The sequence below is a fragment of the Desulfobaculum bizertense DSM 18034 genome, assembly GCF_900167065.1.
Taxonomy (GTDB): domain Bacteria; phylum Desulfobacterota; class Desulfovibrionia; order Desulfovibrionales; family Desulfovibrionaceae; genus Desulfobaculum; species Desulfobaculum bizertense.
Genome location: NZ_FUYA01000006.1, coordinates 39,984 through 62,693, shown reverse-complemented (window position 1 = coordinate 62,693; position 22,710 = coordinate 39,984). Strand labels below are relative to the sequence as shown.

Annotated in this window: 23 protein-coding genes and 2 tRNA genes; 12 read left to right on the top strand and 13 right to left on the bottom strand. The window is 54.1% G+C overall.

The features are described from left to right. The first annotated feature begins 44 nt into the window (after positions 1-44). The 3 genes from B5D23_RS09820 to sigZ all read left to right on the top strand — a co-directional run bounded on the left by B5D23_RS09820 (position 45) and on the right by sigZ (position 2,536). On the top strand, positions 45-797 hold the full coding sequence (locus B5D23_RS09820) for an SDR family NAD(P)-dependent oxidoreductase (RefSeq protein ID WP_078685263.1): 753 nt from the start codon (positions 45-47) through the stop codon (positions 795-797). A gap of 759 nt (positions 798-1,556) precedes the next feature. After that, positions 1,557-1,901, top strand: a complete 345-nt coding sequence (locus B5D23_RS15355) for a 2Fe-2S iron-sulfur cluster-binding protein (protein ID WP_078685261.1) — start codon at positions 1,557-1,559, stop codon at positions 1,899-1,901. A gap of 20 nt (positions 1,902-1,921) precedes the next feature. After that, the gene (sigZ, locus tag B5D23_RS09805) at positions 1,922-2,536 is read left to right on the top strand and encodes an RNA polymerase sigma factor SigZ (RefSeq protein WP_078685260.1); all 615 of its coding nucleotides are present in this window, start codon (positions 1,922-1,924) and stop codon (positions 2,534-2,536) included. Positions 2,537-2,604: 68 nt separating this feature from the next. Here the strand turns inward: sigZ and B5D23_RS09800 are convergent. From B5D23_RS09800 to B5D23_RS09785, 4 genes are all read right to left on the bottom strand, one after another. After that, a tRNA-Glu gene (locus B5D23_RS09800) sits at positions 2,605-2,682 on the bottom strand. Between the two features lie 23 nt (positions 2,683-2,705). Beyond that, positions 2,706-2,780 (bottom strand) — tRNA-Gln (locus B5D23_RS09795). 72 nt (positions 2,781-2,852) lie between these two features. Then, on the bottom strand, positions 2,853-3,182 hold the full coding sequence (locus tag B5D23_RS09790) for a guided entry of tail-anchored proteins factor 1 (RefSeq protein ID WP_078685259.1): 330 nt from the start codon (positions 3,180-3,182) through the stop codon (positions 2,853-2,855). Then, on the bottom strand, positions 3,179-3,688 hold the full coding sequence (locus B5D23_RS09785; protein ID WP_078685258.1) for a DciA family protein: 510 nt from the start codon (positions 3,686-3,688) through the stop codon (positions 3,179-3,181). The genes B5D23_RS09790 and B5D23_RS09785 overlap by 4 nt, the downstream gene beginning before the upstream one ends. 229 nt (positions 3,689-3,917) lie before the next feature. Here B5D23_RS09785 and fliJ point away from each other — a divergent pair, with 229 nt between their 5' ends. From fliJ to B5D23_RS09740, 9 genes are all read left to right on the top strand, one after another. Next, entirely contained in the window at positions 3,918-4,361 is a 444-nt protein-coding gene (fliJ, locus tag B5D23_RS09780; RefSeq protein ID WP_078685257.1) for a flagellar export protein FliJ, read from the top strand. Then, positions 4,321-4,977, top strand: coding sequence for a MotE family protein (locus tag B5D23_RS09775; RefSeq protein ID WP_144012600.1), 657 nt, complete (start codon positions 4,321-4,323; stop codon positions 4,975-4,977). Before fliJ ends, B5D23_RS09775 begins: the two co-directional genes overlap by 41 nt. 3 nt (positions 4,978-4,980) lie before the next feature. Further along, the gene (truA, locus tag B5D23_RS09770; RefSeq protein WP_078685255.1) at positions 4,981-5,751 is read left to right on the top strand and encodes a tRNA pseudouridine(38-40) synthase TruA; all 771 of its coding nucleotides are present in this window, start codon (positions 4,981-4,983) and stop codon (positions 5,749-5,751) included. Between the two features lie 142 nt (positions 5,752-5,893). Next, positions 5,894-8,296 (top strand): Lon protease family protein, encoded by a 2,403-nt coding sequence (locus tag B5D23_RS09765; RefSeq protein WP_078685254.1) that lies wholly within the window; start codon positions 5,894-5,896, stop codon positions 8,294-8,296. Positions 8,297-8,450: 154 nt separating this feature from the next. Next, positions 8,451-9,374, top strand: a complete 924-nt coding sequence (locus B5D23_RS09760; protein ID WP_078685253.1) for an ArsR/SmtB family transcription factor — start codon at positions 8,451-8,453, stop codon at positions 9,372-9,374. Between the two features lie 17 nt (positions 9,375-9,391). Then, on the top strand, positions 9,392-10,819 hold the full coding sequence (gene ahcY / locus B5D23_RS09755) for an adenosylhomocysteinase (protein WP_078685252.1): 1,428 nt from the start codon (positions 9,392-9,394) through the stop codon (positions 10,817-10,819). A gap of 215 nt (positions 10,820-11,034) precedes the next feature. Beyond that, positions 11,035-11,886 (top strand): YitT family protein, encoded by an 852-nt coding sequence (locus B5D23_RS09750; RefSeq protein ID WP_233813404.1) that lies wholly within the window; start codon positions 11,035-11,037, stop codon positions 11,884-11,886. Position 11,887: 1 nt separating this feature from the next. Further along, a complete protein-coding gene (locus B5D23_RS09745) occupies positions 11,888-12,691 on the top strand; it encodes an SAM hydrolase/SAM-dependent halogenase family protein (RefSeq protein ID WP_234985085.1) in 804 nt (267 codons plus the stop codon). Further along, positions 12,688-13,452: an adenosylcobinamide-GDP ribazoletransferase gene (locus B5D23_RS09740; protein ID WP_078685250.1), complete on the top strand. Its 765-nt coding sequence runs from the start codon at positions 12,688-12,690 to the stop codon at positions 13,450-13,452. The genes B5D23_RS09745 and B5D23_RS09740 overlap by 4 nt, the downstream gene beginning before the upstream one ends. 490 nt (positions 13,453-13,942) lie before the next feature. Here B5D23_RS09740 and B5D23_RS09730 read toward each other — a convergent pair whose 3' ends face one another. The 9 genes from B5D23_RS09730 to B5D23_RS09695 all read right to left on the bottom strand — a co-directional run bounded on the left by B5D23_RS09730 (position 13,943) and on the right by B5D23_RS09695 (position 22,564). Continuing rightward, positions 13,943-14,740, bottom strand: a complete 798-nt coding sequence (locus tag B5D23_RS09730) for a sulfite exporter TauE/SafE family protein (RefSeq protein ID WP_078685248.1) — start codon at positions 14,738-14,740, stop codon at positions 13,943-13,945. A gap of 60 nt (positions 14,741-14,800) precedes the next feature. After that, entirely contained in the window at positions 14,801-15,829 is a 1,029-nt protein-coding gene (locus B5D23_RS09725) for an alpha-hydroxy-acid oxidizing protein (protein WP_078685392.1), read from the bottom strand. 34 nt (positions 15,830-15,863) lie between these two features. Beyond that, positions 15,864-16,598 carry a FadR/GntR family transcriptional regulator gene (locus B5D23_RS09720; RefSeq protein ID WP_078685247.1) on the bottom strand — a complete coding sequence of 245 codons (735 nt, stop codon included), beginning with the start codon at positions 16,596-16,598 and terminating at the stop codon, positions 15,864-15,866. A 405-nt stretch (positions 16,599-17,003) separates the two neighbouring features. Beyond that, positions 17,004-17,180: a hypothetical protein gene (locus tag B5D23_RS15055; RefSeq protein WP_159445971.1), complete on the bottom strand. Its 177-nt coding sequence runs from the start codon at positions 17,178-17,180 to the stop codon at positions 17,004-17,006. Positions 17,181-17,413: 233 nt separating this feature from the next. After that, positions 17,414-18,262, bottom strand: coding sequence for a HesA/MoeB/ThiF family protein (locus B5D23_RS09715; RefSeq protein WP_234985084.1), 849 nt, complete (start codon positions 18,260-18,262; stop codon positions 17,414-17,416). Position 18,263: 1 nt separating this feature from the next. After that, positions 18,264-18,491 (bottom strand): MoaD/ThiS family protein, encoded by a 228-nt coding sequence (locus B5D23_RS09710; RefSeq protein WP_078685246.1) that lies wholly within the window; start codon positions 18,489-18,491, stop codon positions 18,264-18,266. A gap of 77 nt (positions 18,492-18,568) precedes the next feature. Continuing rightward, complete coding sequence (locus B5D23_RS09705) at positions 18,569-20,515, bottom strand: molybdopterin biosynthesis protein (protein ID WP_078685245.1); 1,947 nt, start codon at positions 20,513-20,515, stop codon at positions 18,569-18,571. Between the two features lie 54 nt (positions 20,516-20,569). Continuing rightward, positions 20,570-21,814: a molybdopterin molybdotransferase MoeA gene (locus B5D23_RS09700; protein ID WP_078685244.1), complete on the bottom strand. Its 1,245-nt coding sequence runs from the start codon at positions 21,812-21,814 to the stop codon at positions 20,570-20,572. A 117-nt stretch (positions 21,815-21,931) separates the two neighbouring features. Then, entirely contained in the window at positions 21,932-22,564 is a 633-nt protein-coding gene (locus tag B5D23_RS09695; protein WP_078685243.1) for a hypothetical protein, read from the bottom strand. Between the last annotated feature and the right edge of the window lie 146 nt (positions 22,565-22,710).

The window sequence follows — 22,710 nt, the reverse complement described above, 5'->3', positions numbered from 1 at the left end:
ACAGCAGGTCGCGTAGCCTGCTGTGCTCTATAAATGGAGTGAGTATGGAACTGAATTTATCTGGAAAAGTTGTCTTTGTGACTGGCGGCGGCAGAGGGATAGGTGAAGCTATTGCCCAGCAGTTCGTCAGGGAAGGCGCAACCGTTGTTATCGCGGACATTAATCCTGACCGCGCAAAGAGGACAATTGCAGCTCTTGGTCCCAACGCTTCATTTATAGAAATGGATGTGACCAGTGAAAGCTCTGTGACCTCTGCTGTAAACAAGGCTCTTCAGGATTTTGGAAAGATTGATGTGCTCGTTAACAACGCGGGCGTGAGCAATCGGGTCAAGCTGGAAGGCATGACATACGACGAGTTTGACCACGTGTTTAAGGTGAACATGTATGGCACCTTTTTGATGACCCGTGCAGTCATCAAGCACATGGCCGAGCGTAAGTCCGGCAAGATTGTGAACATTGCAGCCCAGTCTGGTGACAAGCCAATGCCCACGTATTCGCATTACAGCGCATCCAAGGCGGCAATCATCGCTTTTACCAGTGCTGTAGCGCAGGAGTACGCGGACTGCGATTTGAACATCAATTGCATTTGTCCTGGAGCCGTCGACACCAAGCTTTGGTCCAAGAACAATCTGGAGATCAATGGTGCCAAGGATGCGCTTTCGTTCCGCAAGGACATTGCGACTCGTTTCTCTCTTGGCCGTGCGCAGAAGCTTGAGGACATCGCCAACATGGCCTGTTATCTCGGCTCTGATCTCACCAAAAACATTTCTGGTCAGAAGTTTTTTGTAACAAGCTAGTCAGGTCTACGCGCCTTTAGTGCGTTTGGGCTGTGATTTTTTACCTCCGGTGAGCAAGGGGATTGCACTCCCCCCTGCACTCCGCATCGTGCGGGCGGGTATTTCTTGTTCACCATCCTGTCGTGCTCCATTCTGAGGAAGCTCCAACACCTTTAGAAAAAGCGCAGCAGTAAAGAAAAGAGGCAATGCAGAGTGATCTGTGTTGTCTCTTTTTTTGTGGGGTGCTGGGCGGGTCAAGATGTGTGTTTTCTGGGGCGGTGGGCGGGATAAGATGTCTGATTTTGAGGGCGGAGGGGAGGAAGAGAGGTATGTGTGATGTTGAGTGTGATGTGACGTGTGTCCCCTGGGGTGGTGGGGGGGATAAGATATATGGATGTGTGTTATGCGTCCCCGTGCGTTTGGCTGGGCTTTTTTACCTCCGGTGGGCAAGGGGATTGCATCCCCCTGCACCCTGCGTCGGGGGGAGAATTTGGGGTTGTGGGAAGAGGTGTGTGTCTACTGGGGGGGTGGGTGGGATAAGATGGATGTGTGTTATGCGTTCCCGTGCGTTTGGCTGGGCCTTTTTTACCTCCGGTGGGCAAGGGGATTGCATCCCCCTGCACCCTGCATCGGGGGAGGATTTGAGGGAGGAAGATGTGTGGGATAGGGAGGGTTATGTTTTTTGGGGGATCTTGCGTCTTTTTTTCTTTTTTTTCGTCTTAGAGGGAGAAACGTCTCTGTTCTCTACTGTCGTGGAGGACCAAAGAGGAGGAAAAAGAAATGTATGTTATGATTGATGGAAAGCGATTTGAGTTTATTGATTCTTCATTAAATATTGTGGAGGTTGCGAAGCAGGGAGGGCTTTCCTTGTTGGCCCCCTGTTACAGGGCCAAGAGGAAAAAAGGGTGTTGCAAGGCTTGTGTTGTCGAAATTAATGGTCAGCAGAGGTATGCCTGCGCCACCACTGCTGAGAATGGTATGGAGATTGTGGCAGACAGGCCTGATCTCCATGCTCTTCGACGAGAGCGTCTTGCTGAGTATAAAAAGAATCCTATGCAGGAGTGCACGGAGCATGGGGCGTGTAACTGTGTTTCGAGTGCGTGTTCAGATGGCTGCTGCTCATAGACGTGAGAAGGGAACCTGATATGCAAAAGAGGAAGAATATTTTCCCCTCAGTTCAAACAGAGGATGTCTGGGAGGAGTTTCGGGAGCGTCTTCTGATTTTTATCAAAAGACACGTGAGGGATGATGCCCTTGCTGAGGACATTTTGCACGATGTGTTCATAAAGATTCATAAGAATTTAGGCTCCGTGCGGGACGGCAAGGGGCTGAAAAGCTGGATGTATCAAATCACACGAAACACAATCATTGATTATTACCGGGGACGGGAGAAAGTCGCCGAACGACCACGTGAGTTTGTCGCAAAGGAATCTGGTTCTGATTCAGTGCTGGCGCTTCAGGATATTTCGCATTGTCTCCAGTCGCTTTTGGAGCATTTGCCTGAAAAGTATCGGGAAGCGGTTGTCGCGTGTGATGTCGAAGGCCGCTCCCAGAAAGCTTTTGCGGAACAGGCTGGCCTTTCTCTTTCTGGGGCAAAGTCGCGGGTTCAGCGTGGCCGGGCAATGCTCAAGGCATCACTTCAGCAGTGCTGTCAGTGCGAGAGCCTTGATCGAAAAGCGTTTTTGAGCTGTGCCTCGGATGTAGAGGAATGTGATTCCTGCTCCCCGAGCTGTGGAAAGCGTTTGCCTCGGTCTTCGTAGCGCGAAAGCAGGTAAAAAAAGCAACGAAAAAAGCCCTTACGACAGAGTCGTAAGGGCGTATTTTCTTATGGCGTCCCCAGGGGGATTTGAACCCCCGTCGCCTGCGTGAAAGGCAGGTGTCCTGGGCCGGGCTAGACGATGGGGACATCGTAAATGTCGTTGAGTCAATTGGCTGGCGAGCAAGGGATTGAACCTTGATTGCTGGGACCAGAATCCAGTGTCCTGCCAATTAGACGACTCGCCAACGCGGAAATGTGGATTTATGGTTTTCCCGCTTTCTTGTCAAGTCTCATAGAAAACTTTTTGAAATTTTTTTCTATGCAGAATGAGACAGTTTACGGGTGTTTTTCTTTAAGCGATTGATTTTACGACGGATTGTCTTTGCTTCGTGTGGAGAAACACTCAGCTTTTGTTCTCGCAGCTCCTGGATCTGTGCCTTAAGCTGGCGAATTTGTGGCTTATACGGATTAGCGTGTTCGCTTTCGGAGAGGCCCATCATGTCTTTGATTGTTCCAAGCAGAGTCTCTTTTTCCATTCCAGAGGCTCCGGTGATCTGAGGAAGCTCGTTAATTGCAAGCTCACGAAGTTCCTTCACGGTCATCTTTTCAAGTGGTTTCTTCAGCTGAATATTCAATTCTTCGCTCATTTTGAATCCTCCTTGTAATGATACCCTTGCGTCATAGAGCTGGCGCCACAGGATGAATCGTTTTCAGTTTTGAAGACGTTCACATATGCGTCGTAGCACTGGGCTATGGCCGACCCCGGCTCAAAGTTGGGGCGCTTGCTCCCCAGCGTCTGAGGCCGGACAGGCTTGATGCGCGGCGCAGGTGCGACCTTATTCTCAATTGTGTCTAAGGTCTTGCGATCTCTTATCAATTCGGCAATCACCTTGTCAAAAACAGGTTGACCAAGATACTCGTTGACTTGATAGAGAATAAGCGGACAGGAGTAGGTCACATTCTGCATGGCCATGGAGTCATCGACTCCAAGAATCAGAATGCGTTTCCGGTGACCTATGGGACGGGCAGTGAGCGCAATGTCTTCGTCGACAATGCGCGACCAGTTGCGCCAAAGCTTTCGAAATCGGCGCTGCATTCCGTCCGGGTCGTGTTTTTTTAGTAAGGCCCCGAGGGTTTGTCGCAAATCATGCATGGACCCTATACTCCTCTCGCAAAATTGCCGGTTTTCCAAAAAATACCGTATTTCTTTTTTTGGGGTGTAACTCGTGCGATACACCAGTCCGGCAACACTTCTTTCTCTAGCAGTTTTGCCCTGCTTTGCAAAACCTAAACCTCACCTGGGGATTTTCGGCCCGCTTATTGCTACTTTTCTGCTATCGTGAAAAAGTCTGTCGAAGCTTTGACAGATTCTGGAGGAAGCCATGCCGGGAAAATTCCGCTTTAAGCTTCAGCGGGTTCTGGACTACAGGCTTCAGCTCGAAGAGCAGGCCAAGATGGAGCTGGCAAAAGCGCTGGCTGCGCACAGGCAGAAATCAAGGCAGCTTGACGAGCTGCGAGACACGCTGTCCGCGCACTTGGCGTCTCTTGATGGCAAGGCACAGGTCGCCTCTGGTGAGCTGTGGCTCTGGAGGAACTACAAGCGTCGGCTGGAACAGGATATCTATCTGGCTGACCGAGAGCTGTTCCAGTGCGCAAAGCGGGTTAACCGCTGTCGTCAGGACCTTATTGGAAAGGCAAAAGAAAAGAAGTTGCTGGAACGTCTTCGCGAAACGCAAAAAAAGACCTTCCTGCACGAAGAAAATATGCGAGAACAGAGGGAATCTGATGAAATGGCCACGATTCGCTACACGTCTGGGACTTTGTAAAATACTCAAAGGCATCATGGCGCTTGCCTGCCTGAAAATCTGTTTGCTGGCTTTTTTAGGCTGGCAGGCGGTTCTCACTGGACCTGTGCATACAGATATGGCACCCAAGGCCACTCAGACGCTGGCACAACTGGCTGTTGATGGGCCTTCTGTTGCGCATGCTCAGGCCGAGAAGACTCCGGCTCAAGAGCCTGCCGCAGTTCCTGCCCCTGCCGCGCAAAAGAAAAAGGTGGAGAACACAACGCCTCTTGGGCGCGAAGCCCTCATGGACAAGCAGGAAGAGCTGAATCGCCGTGAGCGAGAGCTGAAAAAGCTGGAGCGAAAGATTTCCCGCGATATGGCCGAGCTTCAAAAGACTCGCCAGCAGCTTCAGCAGATGCTCAAAGACGCCAAGGCTGTGAAGTCTAAGAAAGAACGACATCTTGTTGAAGTGTTCTCCAACATGAAAGCAAAGCAGGCCGCTCAGGTGCTGCAAACCATGAACGAAGAACAGGCAGTCAATATTCTGTCAGGCATGCGTGGCCGTCAGGCTGGCGAGATTTTGACATTCGTCGAAGCTCAGAAAGCCGCCCGCTTGGCCGAAAAGCTGACTCGCCTCCAGGTTCCATTTGAATAAAAGATGAAACGACTTCAGCTTACCCTCGCCTATGACGGCACAGCATACTGCGGCTGGCAAATTCAGGCTGGCCGCAGCGATCAGCCTACCATTCAGGGAGAGCTGGAAAAGGTCTTGGCCCGCCTCTGTGGAGAAACAGTGCGGGCACATGGCTCTGGACGTACAGACGCTGGCGTGCATGCCCTTGAGCAGGTCGTGCACGTCGATATTCCAGACAGCAAGACCCAGATAACCTTTCGCCGGGCACTCAATGCCCTGCTTCCGGACGACATAGCCTGCATCTCCGCGCGCATTGTCCCCGACGCCTTCCATTCCCGCTATTCTGCACTGTCAAAGACCTATGCGTATACCCTGTGGCTCGAAAACGCGTTTCTCCTGCCGCAGCGCCGCGCCTTTGTCTGGAAGACTGGTCCGCTTAACATGCAGGCCATGCAGGCTGCCGCTGCATTCTTTTGTGGCGAGCATGATTTCTGTTCCTTCCAGAATGTGGGTACCCCGGTCAAAAGCACGGTTCGCAATCTGACAGCACTTCGCTTTGATCCGGGCCAGACTGCGCATGAGTGCGTGGTGCGCCTTTCTGCCAACGGCTTTCTTAAGCAGCAGGTCCGCAACATGCTTGGGCTGCTCGTTGCCATTGGGCGAGGGCAGTATGAACCAGAGGTTGTTGAACGTGCCCTGGCTGCTCAGGACCGCCGCGCCATTGCCTACCAGACCGCTCCAGCTCAGGGACTCTGTCTTGAGCACGTGGAGTATCCTGCTCTCGATACCCTGTAGAAAGACGGCTGTTCTCTGGCATGGATTCCGTGCTAAAAAGACAGGTGGGCTTTCGGCAAATGGTGACAAAGCCTAAAGGAGTCGATAGACCCTTGCGAGCGGGAGATGCCGCAAATATTTTTTAGGTGAAAGAAGGATACACATGGCCAAACCGAGACCGCTTTCCGTCAAAAGGCTCCGGGCGGAGCTTGCCCCGGAAAAAATTCCGTATGCAGACAGCAGGGAAATCCCCGATTCTGCCAAGATTCAGAGTTCGCAGCCGCGCGCATTTCGTGCTCTGGAGCTTGGGCTTGCCATCAAAGACACGGGCTATAATATTTTTGTCGCTGGTGAAGCGAATCTTGGCCGGACCTATCTGGTCCGCAGGTTTCTGGAACCACGTGCCAAGGCTCGACCTTGCCCTCGTGATTTGGCCTATGTGTTTAATTTTTCTGATCCAGACCGCCCGCGCATCCTGTCGCTTCCTCCCGGAGACGCGAATGCGCTGAGAAAAGGTCTGGATACCGCCCTTGCTGCTATCCGGAAGGAAATTCCTGAACGCCTTGAGCAGGAGTCCTTTGCCCGAAAAACAGAAAGCCTGCTCAGAACCTTTCAGAACAAGAAAGAAGATCATCTGCGCGACATGGAACAGAAAGCCAGCACGCAGGGCTTTGAGCTGGAAGTTGACGAACAGGGGCAGCTGACTCTGTATCCTCTGGTTGAAGGCAAGGTCGTGTCCGAACTGGATTACGACAAGCTCGATAGTGCGCTGCGTTCCAGCCTCAAGAAAAAAGGCGATGAAATTCAGACCGAGCTTGCTCAGGACCTGCGGCAGATTAGCCGGGAAGAAAAAGCGTATCAGTCTGAACTGGATGAGCTGACTCTGGGCATGATCCGTGGGGTTCTGGATACCCACCTGACGCCTATTGAAGAGAAGTACGCTGCCGAAGAAAGTATCGTGGAATTTCTCAAGGAAATTCGCGAAGACGTGGTGGAAAATCGCGACAAGTTTTTGCCGCAGCCTGCACAGGCCGCCTCTCCGCTCGCCTTTGCCGCAGATGCTGGGCAGGATGATTTTTTCTATCGCTATACCCTGAGCCGTTTTGTGGACAATTCCGAGACGGATGGTGCACCGGTGATTTTTGAAAATCACCCCACCATGACGAATCTCTTGGGATGCATTGAGCGCCAGTCTGAACTGGGTGCCCTGTACACAGATTTTACCCTGATTAAGGCCGGTGCCCTGCACCGTGCCAATGGCGGTTTCCTTGTGCTTCGGGTGGAAGACCTGATGCAGGAAGCTGATGCATGGGATGGCCTCCTGCGTGCCCTTCGTGCTGGCAAAAGCAAGATTGAAGACTCACAGGAGCCGGGAATTTCCCGGACCAAGGGCATTGAGCCTGAGCCTGTCCCGCTTGACGTCAAAGTACTGCTCATCGGGACTGATGAAATGTACGAGAGCCTGCTGACGCTGGACGACCGTTTTGGCAAGCTTTTCAAGCTCAAGGCACACATGCAGGATGCCGTGGACAGGACCGCAGCCAATATTAAAAATTATATTCTGACGCTGGGACGCATTATTTCTGATTCCGGTCTCCTGCCCTTTGATCGCGAGGCACTGGCCGGGCTGGTGGATTACTCCTCCCGAATGGTCGAGGACCAGAAGAAAATGTCTCTCCAGCTTCCGCTGGTGCGTGAGCTGATGATTGAAGCCTCTGCCCTGAGCGTTGTCGAGGGCAGAAAGCTTGTCACCCGCGAGACGCTGGACAAGGCTCGTGCTGACCGAAATTTCCGCTCCAATCTCTATGAAGAAGAGTTTATGGGCGACTATGACCGTCAGCTCATCAAGGTTGCCACCACGGGCGAAGCCGTGGGCCGGGTCAACGGTTTGGCCGTGACCATGTATGGCGACTATGAATTTGGTCTGCCGCATCAGATTGCCTGCACCGTTGGCGTTGGGCATGGCGGCATCATGGACCTTGAGCGTGAAGCTGAGCTGGGTGGTCCCATCCATACCAAGGGTATGATGATTCTCAAGAGCTACCTGCTTCGCCTTTTTGCGCAGGACAAGCCTCTGGTTCTGACCGGAAGCCTCTGCTTTGAGCAGTCCTATGTTGAAGTTGATGGAGACTCGGCTTCTGGTGCTGAACTCGCATCACTGCTTTCTGCTCTGTCTGGTGTGCCGATCAAGCACAGCCTCGCCTTTACTGGTGCTGTGAGCCAGTCTGGGGCTATTATGGCTGTTGGTGGCGTTAACCGGAAGATTGAAGGCTTTTTTCAGGTCTGCCGCCGTCGCGGACTGACCGGAGAGCAGGGCGTGCTTTTGCCCAAGGACAACGTGATTCATCTCATGCTGAGTGATGATGTTGTCGAAGCCGTGCGGCAGGGAATGTTCCATATTTACCCGGTCGAGAGCATAGATCAGGCTCTCGAAATCCTCACGGATATTCCAACCGGAACCCGGCGGGCTTCTGGGAAGTTCCCCTCATCTTCACTGTATCACCGGGTTGACCGTCGGCTTGCTGAGCTTGCGGAACTTGCTGCAAAACAGGCGGACGAAGAGTAACGAAGTTTTTTATGCGTGTGTTTCTGTAAATGAAATCAAACGCCTCTGTATGACAAATGCTTCCATTTTATGGGAAGTGCACGCCATGCAGAGGCGTTTTTCGTTGTACTGCGCTTGACCCGCCTGTCTGTATAGCATATTTGGTTATCTCAATATGCGAATATTACACTTCTCCAAAGCACTGTCTGACGAGACTCGTCTTCGTCTGCTTCGGGTCCTTTATGACTTCGAGCTGAGTGTGGGCGAGCTTGTGGAGGTTCTGCAACTCAAGCAGTCACGCATTTCCCGGCATCTCAAGATACTTTCTGAGGCTGGGCTACTTGTGTCACGGCGTGATGGTCAGTGGGTCTATTACCGGGCCACTGAGTCTGGCGCTGCGGGTGAGTACCTGAGTCTGCTTGATGAATTTATTACTGGCGAAGCTGCCTTGCAGGAGGACGCTGACGCTGCGGCCCAGTGTGTTGCCGCCCGTCGGCAGGAAACTGCGGAGTTTTTTGGAGCCATTGCCGAAGACTGGTCACAGCTGAGGCAAAAGACTCTAGGCGGCCTGCGAGTGGAAGAGCTGGTCTTGTCGCGGATGGAGAGTGTACGATGCGCCGTAGATCTCGGCTGCGGAACCGGAGAGCTGCTTGCCAGCCTCGCGCACAAAGCAGCCCGTGTGATTGGCGTTGATAATTCTCCCGAGATGCTGGCAGAAGCGCACCGTCTTTTTGGTGAGCACGCCGAAGCCAGTGGTCGGGTGAGTCTCCGGATTGGAGATCTGGAGCATTTGCCCCTTGCAGATGGCGAGGTGGATTTTGCAGTGATGTGTTTGTCTCTGCATCACCTTGCTGCCCCGCGAGAGGGCATTTCAGAAGCGTTCCGCGTGCTGTCGCATTCGGGGCGTTTTGTGCTTCTTGACTTCGAGAAGCACGAGGAAGAGTCCATGCGAACAGAGTCCGGCGACCGCTGGCTTGGTTTTGCGCCCGAGGTGGTGCAGGCATGGCTCAAAGGCATTGGGTTTGAGATTGCCCACGAGGACCGGCTGCCATTGCCCTCCGGCTTGGTGTTGCGGGTTTTTGAGGCGTTGAAACGATAATTCTGGAGGAAAGACAAATGGCAGACGTAAAGCCCCTTGAGCAGAATCTTCCCTACAAGGTGAAAGATATTCAGCTTGCTGATTTTGGTCACAAGGAAATGCAGCTCTCCGAGCGTGAAGTCCCCGGTCTTATGGCCCTCATCGAGCAGTACGGCGACGAAAAGCCCCTCAAGGGCTTCAAGGTCACAGGCTCTCTGCACATGACCATCCAGACCGCTATGCTCATCAAAACCCTGCACGCCCTTGGTGCAGACATCCGCTGGGCATCCTGCAATATTTTTTCAACTCAGGACCACGCTGCTGCTGCAATCGCAGAGTCCGGCATGGCCAAGGTTTTTGCCTGGAAGGGTGAGTCTCTGGAAGAGTACTGGTGGTGCACGGAAATGGCTCTGACCTGGCCTGACGGTTCCGGCCCGGATCTCATCGTTGATGACGGTGGTGATGCAACCCTCTTCATCCATCAGGGTGTTAAGGTTGAGCAGAACCCCTCTCTCGCCGAGAAAAGCTACGATGTGAAGGAATTCCAGATCATCATGGATCGCCTTGCTGCGAGCGTAAAAGCCAACCCCACCAAGTGGCAGAACATTGCCAAAAAAATTCGTGGCGTTTCCGAAGAAACCACCACGGGTGTGCATCGTCTCTACCAGATGCAGGAAAAGGGCGAGCTGCTTTTCCCCGCGTTCAACGTCAACGATGCTGTAACAAAGTCCAAGTTCGACAACCTGTATGGTTGCCGCGAGTCTCTGGCTGACGGCATCAAGCGGGCCACTGACATCATGATCGCAGGCAAGGTTGTTGTGGTCATCGGTTACGGCGACGTCGGCAAGGGCTGCGCCCAGTCCATGCGCGGCTTTGGTGCCCGTGTCATCGTTACCGAAGTTGACCCCATTTGTGCGCTTCAGGCCGCAATGGAAGGCTACGAAGTGACCACAATGGAAGAGGCCGCTTCTCAGGGCGACATCTTTGTGACCTGCACCGGCAACTACCACGTCATCACTGGCAAGCACATGGAGATGATGAAGAACGAGGCTATTGTCTGCAACATTGGTCACTTCGACAGCGAAATCGAGATGACCTACCTTGAAGACAATCCTGACTGCTCCTGCCTGAACATCAAGCCTCAGGTCGACAAGTGGACTCTCAAGAATGGCCGCAGCATTTTGGTGCTCGCCGAGGGCCGTCTTGTGAACCTTGGCTGCGCAACTGGTCATCCCTCTTTCGTGATGTCTGCAAGCTTCACCAATCAGGCTCTTGCTCAGCTTGACCTCGCCAAGAATGACTACGAGCCACAGGTTATGATTCTTCCCAAGAACCTTGACGAAGAAGTTGCACGCCTGCACCTCGGCCGTCTTGGTGTAAAGCTTGATACCCTGACGCAGGAACAGGCTGATTACATTGGTGTTCCCGTAGAAGGCCCCTACAAGCCCGATCATTATAAATATTAATATTCAGGAGCGTAAGCTCCTGATTGTCTTTGCATATTGCAGCCCTGACGCCCCGCTCACAGAGTGGGGCGTCTTGCGTTGTGTTGTGCTTTCATGTACACGGCGCTGGCATTTTGCATCACGCACCAGTCCAGACTATCTTTTGTCTGCAAAGACTGGCACAAAGAGCAAGACACACCTAACAAAATGCTCACGTCTTGTTTTTGGAGGAAACATTGCGGGATATTACGTATTCTGTGCCGTGGAATGTGGGTCTCATTACTTTTGGTACTGCATTGTTTGCTTTTGGCATCAAAAGCATTGCTGTACCACATGAGTTTATTTCTGGAGGCATTTCAGGCCTCGGACTCCTGATCTACTATTTTTCAGGCTGGCTTAGCCCTGGGCAGTGGATTCTTTTTTTGAATCTTCCCATTTTTGTTTTGGGCTGGTTTTTTGTCAGCCGCCGTTTCTTCATGTACAGCCTGTATGGCGCTGTCATGGTCAGTTTTTTTGTGGAGTTCATTCCGTGGACTCTCCCCATTCATGACTCATGGCTCGCGGCACTTGCCGCAGGCTCAGTGTATGGCGCTGGAGTTGGCATTACCTTTCGTTCTCTTGGTTCGACAGGCGGCACGGACATCGTTGCCGTGGTTCTGAATCAGAAGTATAACCTCCGCATTGGTTCGGTAAATTTTGCCTTTAATCTCGCGCTGTTTGCAGCCAGCATGATGTTCATGGAAATGGACCGTGTTCTGTATTCCCTCGCGACCGTGTACATCTCCGCGCAGGTTATGGAATACTTCATCGGTATGTTCAGCCAGCGGAAAATGGTGCTCATTATTTCCGAGCGGCCCGAAGATATTGCTGCTGCGGTGTTGAAAGATTTGCACCGGGGCGCGACTTATCTGTACGGGCGTGGAGCCTACTCTGGGAAGCGTAAGCGTATTCTGATGGTCGTCGTGAACAACATGCAGCTCAAGCGTCTTGAGGAAAAGGTGTACACCATTGACCCCTGCGCGTTCACCATTGTCGAGAATCCTTTGAATGTGTTGGGGCACAACTTTTCAAAACGAAAGGTCTACTAGCGTGCTCCCCCCACTTGCTCTCTTGACGGACTTTGGCCTAAGCGACCCCTATGTCGCTCAGATGAAAGCGGTTTTTCTTTCTCAGTGTCCCGATGCACGCATTGTGGACATCAGTCACGACATCACGCCTTTTCATTATGAACAGGCAGGTTTTTTTCTCGAAGCATCTCGAAAGCATTTTCCGCAGGGCACGGTGTTTGTCGCCGTTGTCGACCCCGGTGTCGGCTCGCCCCGCAGCATTGTTTTGCTCGAAAAAGCCGGGCAGTCCTTTCTCGCACCGGACAACGGGCTTTTGAGCCTCGTTCTCTCCGCCCCCGGTGTTGCGACTGCCTATTCGTGTCCTGTTGGTGCAGAAGCCAGTCACACCTTTCATGGGCGTGATGTGTTTGCTCCTCTCGCTATTCGTCGCCTTTTGGGAGAGCCGCCAGAGCATTTGGGCATCCCTGTGCCCCTTTCTTCTCTTATGCAGGAGGACTGGGCACGCGTGGAGCAGGATTCTCAGGCACAGACGCTCACAGCTCGGGTTCTGCACATTGACCGCTTTGGCAACACTGTTTTGAACCTGAGCGCTACGGACTGGAAGACCTCGCTTTTTCAGGCTGCAGCGGTACAGCTTCGCTCTCTTCAGGCGTCTGTCTCCTTACGTTGCGTCAGGGTATACTCTGAGCTTCAGGCGACCGAAATCGGTGTGCTCGAAGGAAGTCAGGGCTTTTTGGAACTCGCCGCAAATCAAATCTCCGCAGCCGAAATTTTGGGCCTCTCCTGTGGCGATACCGTAACTCTGGCCCTGTCTGAGCGCGCATGAAATTTCTGATTGATTCCTTTACCGCCTGTCTCGGTTTTTTGACCCGGCTTGCCCCCCCTCGCATGTATGAGAATCACGTTTTCGCTGCCGCGATGTGGTGGTTTGGCGTTGTCGGTCTTATTCTCGGAACGCTTTTGGTTACGCCTTTTGCCGTTGGCGTTTTACGCGGGCAACCGTGGATTCAGGCCTGGCTTCTCCTTGGCGGCTCTTTGACTCTGACTCGTGGGCTTCACTGGGATGGCTGGGCAGATTTGTTTGACGGCTGGGGCAGCAATGCCACTGGTGACCGTTTTTGGGAGATCGTTAAGGATAGCCGCAATGGAGCCTTTGGCGTTATTGCCCTCATTATGGGCCTTTCCGGTCAGCTGCTTCTCATGCATCAGCTCTTCGCCGCGCAGGCTTACGGCTTTATCTTTTTCGCCTTTATCTTTGGGCGCGCGATGTGTGTGTTCACCGCCTATCTTGGGCGGAAGATGACCCGCCCCGGCCAAGGCAAGCTTTCTATGGATGGCGCAACAACCCCTGTTGCTCTTTTTCATCTTTGCATGGTTCTTTTCTTTGCCTGGATCCTCGGTGGATGGCGCTATGTCCTCCCAGTTCTTTGTCTCGGCGCAATCGGCCTCACAGAACTTTACTCCCTCGGCCGGAAGCACGGCGCTATGAATGGCGACTTTCTCGGCGCTGCCGTTATCTGGGGCGAACTCTCCGCTATGCTCGCAGGTTGCATTGCCCTGAATTTCACCGGGTTGGTATTTTTTTAGTTTTTTATTGGGGCGCTGCCCCAAGCCCTGCAAGGGCTTTGGGGTGGGTGGGTTTACGAGACCCTGTCTCGTGCTCTGCAAGGGGCGCCGCCCCTTGACCCCGCCCAAGGACGAGGCCCTTGGGAATCCCGATTTCGCCCGAAATAAAAGGGGCCGGATGAGTGAAAGCCGTTGGCTTTCCCCTTCATCCGGCCCCTTTTTTTCGGCCTAATTAACTGGGCGTGTGTTCTTTTTCTTTGCGCTCTAACCCTTTCTTTTTGAACGCTCGCGTTCAAAAAAAAATGGTGGCAACGCACGGGGTAGAGAAAGAAGCTCTCGACGTTATGCCCAACAAGTTTAAAAGCCGTGCAAGCGAAGCTTGCACGGCTTTTAAACTCGATGAGGATACGTAAGGGAATCATTCCCTTACGCGGGGGTTTGGGGGCTGGCCCCCAATTCATCCCACCCACCCATCCATCCAGCGCTAACACGCTGGGGATGGCTCCCAATTCTAAAATAAGCTCCATAACATACGGGTGCCGACGATAAAGAGGAGGACGGCGAAGATTTTTTTCAAGGTACCGACGGGGAGTGAGTGAGCGAGTTTTGCACCGATGGGTGCGGTGACGACGCTCATGCAGACGATACCGAGGAGGGCGGGGATGTAGATGTATCCGATGGTCCAGTCTGGTCGACCTTCGACGCCGAGGCCATTGAGGAAGTATCCGAAGGAGCCAGCGAGGGCGATGGGGAGTCCGATGGCGGCAGCGGTTCCGATAGCCTTGTGGATAGCGACATTGCACCAGGTGAGGAAGGGGACGGAGAGGGTTCCGCCGCCGATACCGACGAGGCTGGAGATAATGCCGATACCGTTGCCAACGCCAAAGATGCCAGCGTTACCGGGCAGTTCGCGAGTAGCCTGGGTCTTTTTCCCTGTGAGCATTCGGTACGAGACGAAATAGAGGAAGATGCCGAAGAAGCCTTTGAGGAAATTGGTTGAGAGCTGGGCTGCGACCCAGGTGCCGATAAAGGTACCGAGCAGGATACCGGGGGTAATGCGCCAAAAGACGCGCCAGTCAACGGCGCCGTGGGCGTTGTGAGCGCGCATGCTGGAGATGGAGGTAAAGATAATTGTAGCGAGGGAGGTACCGAGAGCCATGTGCAGAATATGCTCGTGGGGGACGCCCTGCCATGTGAAGGAGAAGGTGAGAAGGGGGACGATAACGAGTCCACCGCCAATACCGAGCAGTCCTGCAAGGACGCCAGCAAAGGCACCGAGGACAAGGTACAAAAGCAAAGAGGTCAGCATCGCAAACTCCTCATGGGGGTAAAAAAAGGCAGACCAAGTGGTCTGCCCTGTAAAATCGTTTTATTTTGTCATCCCATACAGGATGTGGCGACCTACCGAATCGATAGTTTGGCAACCCGTGAGCACCATTGCCTGGGTGAGTTGTGCCGTGAGCTGGTCAATAAAGGCTTCGACACCTTCCTGCTCACCGCCAACGGCAGCCTGCGAGAAGGGGCGGCCAATCATGACGAGCTCGGCACCGAGGGCAATCATTTTGAGCACGTCGACGCCATCACGAACTCCGCCGTCGACGATGATACAGATTTTGCCTTTGACTGCGTCGGCAATGGCGGGGAGGACTGTAGCAGTTCCGGGTGCGTGGTCCAGAACGCGGCCACCGTGGTTGGAGACGACAATAGCGTCTGCGCCGATTTCAATGGCTTTTTCTGCCTCGTCGACAGTCATGACGCCTTTGAGAATAAATTTTGCGCCCTTTTCGTGAACCATATCAATGATCTTTTTCAGTTCAACAGGGGGCTTTGGCGAGACCGGGCGGCCCATCTTGCGCAGGGTGATAAGCCCTGCCGCGTCGACGTCCATGCCGTAGATCTTTGCGCCAGTGGAGAATGCCAGATCGAACTTTTCTTTGAGTTCGGCGCCATCCCAGGGCTTAATGAATGGGATGCCGTGACCGTCGAGCTTTTTGACTCCTCCCATTGCAGCATCAACAATAAACGGGGGAACACCATCGCCCGTGGCACCAATGATGCCGCGAGATTTGCAGCCACCAAGGACTGCGTCGATGTATGCGTCTTCGCTGATTGCTCCGCCCATGTTGAAGCTGACGCCACCAATGGGTGCAGCCATCACCGGCAGGGAAAGATCAAGCCCGAGTGCCTTTGTGGAGGTATCGGGTTCCGTTGCGTCGTGTAGCAGTCGCATGTTGAGCTGTACTGCCTTGAGCGCGGTCACATTGTTGCGAAATGCGACTCCCGTACCAAGACCACCCATGCCCGGAACTTCTCCTGAGCATGCTCGACCGTCGCAGATGGGGCACATACGGCAGTACCCTTTCATCCGTTCCTTTGCGGTCTTCCGAACGTCCTTCATGTCCATTCTGGATCTCCAATGCGTTTAATGAAAACTAGCCGAGATTCTCTCCCGGGAAGAGGAGACGGGCAATAAGCCTCAGGTGATTGCGCATGGCCTTTTTGGCCCCTGTCGCATCACCAGATGCAATGGCCCGCAAAACGTCTTTGTGTGCCTGCATGGAAGAGGAACGGCGCTCAACAGAGTTCAGCGTCTCGTCGCGGCTCTCACGCAGGGCATCTCGTATGCGCTCAATGACATCGTCCAAGAGCTTGTTGCCGCTCAGGCGTGCCAAGATTGCATGGAATTCTTCGTCAAGAGAAATGCCTGTTCCGCCACCATAAATGTCTTCTTCCTGGCGCCGAATCAGGTCCTCAAGTTTGACCAGATCTTGCTGGCGTGCATTCTGCGCTGCAAGTGCCGCAATAGATGGCTCCAGTATGAGCCGGAGTTCCAGCACGTCTCGCAACTGCTGGCGACCCTGCGCCATGCGAGAGGCTAACCCCTCCAGAAAATCACGGCCCTTATGCGCCTTTACAAAGGTTCCGCAGCCAGGGCGACTCTCAAGTATGCCCTGCTCTGACAGTACACGAATTGCCTCGCGTACCGAGTTTCGCGATACTCCAAATGCCTCCGCAAGACGACGCTCAGGTGGAATTTTGTCTCCAGCTTCAAGCTCGCCCGATTCCAGCATCTCATTGATGCGGCGGACTATGTGCTCGTACACAGTTGCACGCGGTATCGTTACATCTGTCTTAAATGCCGAGAGTGGTATGCGTTTTCCTGCCATAGCTAATCCTCGCTATAATTGGTTGGACCAAAGTACCAAGAAATTCGCAGGTGTCAAGCGCTGCGTATGCAGTTTTTTTCGTAAATAAAATAAGCATGATACAGGCTTTCTCTTTTATAAACACCTTGGTATTATTGAGCTTTTTTTCTGGTGATTTGGTCGACAATTATAAAAAAATTGGTCCTGTAGCTGCTTCCTTTTCCCCTTGGTCCGCGCTTTGAGTAGCTCGAACAGTGGCAGCCTTCCCTTACTCTTTTGTATTTTTTTACTTTGTATTGCGCCTATTTGCTAGGCAAAAATCCCTTTGACCGCCACATACCCCTGAAGTCGGGTTGTGTAGGGTAGGGTGTTGGGGGGGGAAGTTGGGGGCCTGCCCCCAAACCCCCGCGTAAGGGAATGATTCCCTTACGTATCCTCATCGAGTTTGAATTCCATCCACGCTTCGCGTGAATGGAATTCAAACTTGTTGGGCATAACGTCGAGAGTCTCTTTCTCTTCTGCGAGTTCGCCACCATTTTCTTTTTGAACGCGAGCGTTCAAAAAGAAAATAAGTGCGGCAGAAAAAGGCAAAAGAACACGCATTCGGGAAACGCCACTAGGCCGAAAAAAAGGGGACCGAAATGGAGAGGAGAGCGTAGCTCTCATCACATTTCGGTCCCCTTTTATTTCGGGCGAAAGCGGGATTCCCAAGGGCCTCGTCCTTGGGCGGGGTCAAGGGGCAGCGCCCCTTGCAGGGCTTGGGACAGCGTCCCAATAAAATACCCACCCGCCCGGCGCCCCTTGCAGAGCACGAGACAGAGTCTCGTAACTTTCGTTTATGCAATCTGAATTTTTTCAAAACTCATGTCGTTGAGGTCGAACAGGAGCATGCGGTTGTCGAGGGCTGGAGCCTGCCCTGCGAGGATGCGCATGACTTCGGCAGCCTGAAGACTGGCGGCGGTGTAGACCGCTGGTACGGGCGTGCCGAGCGAGTCCTCTGCGGCGGAGCCGGAGCCAAAAAAGCTGGCTGGCCCGGGCTGCCCGGGGAGCACAGTTGCGACGTAGCCAGAGAAGCCCGCCATTCCGGCAGTCACGAGGGGGATGTTGAACTCAGTGGCGACGTCCTGCAAAAGCTGCCGGTTGTCGAGGCCGCCGAGGGCGTCGACAAGGACAGAGGCGCCGTGACACATGGCGCGTAGCGAGTCCTCTGTGACAAACTCAGCATGCGCGGCACAGTCAATGGCGGGATTGATGGTTACGACGCGCAGACTGGCAGAACGGGCCTTTGAGAGGCGCACCCGCTGCGAGGAAGAGAGAAGCTGCCGGTTGAGGTTGCTTTCCTCAAAACTGTCCCCGTCCGCGGCCTCAATGTGGCCGACACCCATGCGGGCAAAAGCCTCGATGAGGAGACCGCCGAGACCACCGAGACCAACAAGCGCGAGCTTGGAGGAGAGCAGATTAATTTGTCCCTGAATGTCGATGCTGTTGAAATTGCGAACATAGTGCTCTGGGATGACACCAGCGGCGAGAGCGGCAAGCTCGACTTCGCGAAGCGGGGCATTTTCGCGGCTTGAGATCTCCTCGGCGATAAACATGCTGAGGCTGAGATACTCCGTGCCGTCTGCCATCTTTGAGGGGACGCCAAGCTGCCGTGCCTGCGTCCCGAGTAGATCAATGCTGCCCATATCAACCTCCACCAACGGCGGGGAAAAGGCCGACGCGGTCGCCATCCTGAATGGTCGCAGAGTCTTTGACGTGCGTGCTGTTGATGAACATGATTTTGACCTCTTCGCGCTCAATGCCGAGGAGTTCAATGAGCTGGGCGACAGTGATGCCGTCGGGAACCTCAAAGTTTTCTGGTTCCTTGGGGTCAAAAGTGCTGAGGGTGGCAAAACATTTGACGTTGATCTTCATAGGCTCTCCGTGAGTCCTGAAGGGTTGGCGAAAAAGGGAGAAAAGGCGCGCTGGCAAAAGCTGGCGCGCCTGCTGCTTTATTCGGGAAGGCCCATACCGGGCTGCATTTCCTGCCCGGTGAGGTCTGTTTCGTAGCCACCAAGAGACTGAATGCGCTCTTTGAATGCGTCTGTCCTGATGGTCTCCAGAACGGCTTGCACGCGCGGGTCGCTGAGATGCTGACGCGGGATCAAGAGATCATAGCGCTCGCGGGCGAGGGGCACAAAGCCAAGATTGAGAGCCTTGGCTGCGGCCATGATGCCGAGACCGCAGTCCGCTGCACCACTCAGGACGTTAACGGCTACGGCCATGTGGGTGAATTCTTCCTTGTCATAGCCTTTGACCTGCGAGGGAACGATGTCGTTCTGGGAAAGATGCCAGTCGAGAAGGATGCGGGTGCCTGCTCCACGCTGCCGGTTGATGAACTGCACATCGTCACGGACGAGATCCGTTACGCCCTGAATGTTTTTGGGGTTGGACGCGGCAACAATGAGACCCTGATGCCGAATGGCAAGGTTGATGAGCACAACGTCGGCGTCGGGAAGATACTTGCTGATGAAGGGCGCATTGTAATCGTTGGTGTCGGGATCAAACAGATGAGTCCCTGCCATGTGACAGGCGCCATTCTTGACGGCCATGAGGCCGCCCATGCTGCCAACGTGGGTGGAGGCAAGATGAATGGGGGTGTCGCGTCCCATGAGGGCATCTGCAAGCAGATCGACAGTGTTGTCATGGCTGCCAACAACGACGAGGGTCTGCTCAAGACTCTCGCGGGGGACGAGAAGAGAGGCAGGAAGCGTCTGGCCCTGATTAATGCCCTCAGAGTTGGCGGGGATGCGGCAAATGCCCTGCGCCTTGGTCATGGTGGTAATCATGCCAGCGCCACGAGAGAGGGGCGTCGCAACGTAGCTGTCGCCAACGCGGCCAATGGAGACGCGAAGAAATTCTTCCATGCCGAGCTTGGATGGCATGCTGCGGGTCATGGTGACGTCAACCTGCGGACGGGCAGGGAGAACCTTGCGGCTCATCCATGCGGCGAGCGGGGCAAGAAGCTCTTCAAAACAGATGACGGCACTAACGGGGTAGCCGGGAGCGCCGACCATAAGCTTGCTGCCAAATTCTTCGGACGCAATGCCGAGAAGGGAAGGCTTGCCGGGCATGGCCTTGATGCCGTGGACAAGGACTTCGCCAAGCTCGGAAAGAACGCTCCGGGTGTAATCTTTGGCACCTGCGGAAGAGCCTGCACCCATGACCACAATGTGCGCGTCAGAAAGAAGGGCATTCTTGAGCGCCTCGGTCAGCGCTTCGGGACGGTCCGGGACAGGCTCGTGACGGATGACCTCAATGCCCCATTTGCTGGCAAGGGCACTAAAGACCTGCGTGTTGCTCTCGACAACCTGACCGGGCTTTGGAGTTGGGCGGTCCCGAAAATCAAGGACTTCGTCACCGGTGGGGATGATGACGGCCTTGAGCTTTTCGTAGACAGAAAGCTCCCAGATGCCAGCAGAGAGAAGGGCGCCAATGTCGTAGGCGCTGAGTTCGTGATTGCTGGGAATAAGCAGCTCTGTTGCAACAATGTCTTCGCCAATGCGGCGGACGTGCTGCCAGGGAAAAGCCGGGGCCTCAATGCGGGCCGTTCCATCGTCCTGCATCAGAACGTTTTCAATCATAATGACCGCATTGACGCCATCGGGGAGCGCGTTGCCCGTGTTTACGGGGGTGAATTTGTCGGGACTGAGGCTCAGCGGGGCATCTTCGCGGGCGGAAAACGTGTCTTCTGCGAGGACGGCAATGCCGTCCATTGCTGCGCTGTGATAGGTCGGCGAGGACAGGTCGGCATAGACCGGGCGTGCTGTGACACGGCCGAGCGCTTCGTGCGTGGGAACCATTTCGGTTTTGACGAGAGCGGTTCTGTCGAGGCGGGCCTGAACCGTGCTGAGCGCTTCGGAAATGGGAACAGTCTCAAGATAAATATTGCGTTTCATGGTCTCTCCGGGTGGAGCGCTCCCGGGGGAGCGGCACAAAAGATGTTGAGGGGCTTAGACCTGAAGCCAGACGTCCACGGGGCGTCCGGCAAAAAAACCTTCGGTATCTGCGGGAATACGAATGAAGCCATCCGCCAGAAGCATGGTTCGCAGGAGTCCTGATTTGCCCAAGACCGGGGTTGCTTCGAGCGAGCCATCTTCGGCAGTGCTGAGACGGACGCGGACATAATCTTCGCGGCCCTGCTTGGAGGCAATGTTTCTGGTGAGTGTTGCCTGACGCAGGGGGCGGCGCATGGGATCAAAGGCCCGGGTGTCACCAGCAAGATGCCGAAGGAAGGGGACGCCAAAAATCATGACCACAACCTGCGACGAAGTGACCTGACCGGGAAGCCCCATGATGGCCTTGTTGCCAACGCGGGCAAGCATGGTGGGCTTGCCAGGGCTGACGGCGACGCCGTGAGCCAGAAGCTTGGCATCTGGCAGGTCCTCAATAGCGGCCTGCGTGAGGTCGCGGACACCGATGGAGCTGCCGCCAGAGATGAAGACAACGTCGTTTTCGGCAAGGGCGCGGTGAATGGCTGCGGAGAGTTCTTCCTGACGGTCTGCAATGATGCCGTAGCGGGTGGGAATGGCTCCTGCACTGCTAACGAGCGCGCTCAGGGAAAAGGAATTGACGTCGCGAATCTGGCCGGGCGTAGGGGTGTCGCCAACAGGAATGAGTTCGTCACCTGTCGAGATGATGCCAACGCGTGGGCGGCGGTGTACGGCGACGCGTTCTGCTCCCACAGCAGCGAGCATGCCGATTTCCTGCGGACGGAGATGTGTTCCGGCGCTGAGCGCAGCTTTTCCGGCTGTGGCGTCCTCGCCCCGAAGCATGACGTGCTCGGAGGGGGCAACAGATTTGCGAATTTCGAGTGTGCCAGCACCAAGCTCCTGCGTGTGTTCAACCATGACCACGGCATCCGCGCCTTCGGGAAGGGTGCCACCCGTCACAATGCCCATACAGTGGCCGGGGCGGAGGGCTTCTGTTGGCTGCTGGTCGATGGACAGACTGCCCATGCTTTCCAGATAGGCCGGGTTTGATTCTGTAGCGCCAAAGACTTCGCGGGCGGAGACGGCAAAACCGTCCATGCAGGAACGGTTGGTCATGGGCAGATCTTCGCGGGCGATGATGTCCTGCGCAAGGTAACGGAATTCAGCCTGTTCAAGCGGAATTTCTTCCTGCTCAAGCGTCGGGAATTCTTGAAGAAGGGCTATATATTCTTCAGGGCTGACGACCTGAAAAAATGCTTTTTTCACGATGCCTCCAGGTACTAGGGAAAACGTGGATAGAAAGTCATGGCATACCGCAAGACAGGGCGAATGCAAACAGGGGCCAGCACGGGGCAGGCAGAAAAAACGCTCATTTTGTGTGCGCTAGGGCTGTTCTGTAATTTTCAGAAAGCAGGGGCGCTCTCCATGCTGGGGCAGCTGCTCCAGAAAATCATGAAGTGGCAGGCTTTTTCCTTCGTGCGACAACTCGGAAATGGCGTCTGGGTCTTCGGCGATGGTGTCGACAAGGATTCTGGTGAGTCGGTCCGCGCTGATGCCAATCCCCGCGGCAAAGGCTCGGGGGCCAAGGTCTCGGGCAATGAAATTGAAAAGCTTGAGCTTGAAAAGAGGGAACTGTTCTTCGGTATGTTCCTTTGTCTCTGTGTAGGCAATACCACAGCGCATTTTGGCTATGGGACTGTTCTTTCCCATAGTTATGCCACAGATCCCAGGGAGTGCCCCGGACAGTGCAAGCTCGCAGCCCGGAGTGAGAGTTGCTGTATCAATGTTGTCGACGGGATGCCCATCAATGAAAATTGTATTTATGTTTTTTTCAACATAAGAAGTTTCGACTTTAAAAGTCTCTTCGAGGAGCGCTCGGAGGCATGTTGAACCCTGTAAGCCTATAAAAACACCATGTTGTAGGGCAAGACGGAACAGTCCTGCTGCGGAGCGGCGAAGAGTGAGGGAAAATGGGTTTTCTGGTGAATTTGAGGAAAAGTTTCTGCTAAGCGACACTTTTTTCTGCCTCCAACTTTGTCGGATAATTGGATTTTGAGTAAGAATTTTCCAGCTATTTGTGCAGAAAAGCTGAAAAATGACGAAAAAATACTCAAAATGACAAACCGGTTCTCCGTTAATTATTTTGACAATGTAAGCTGTAC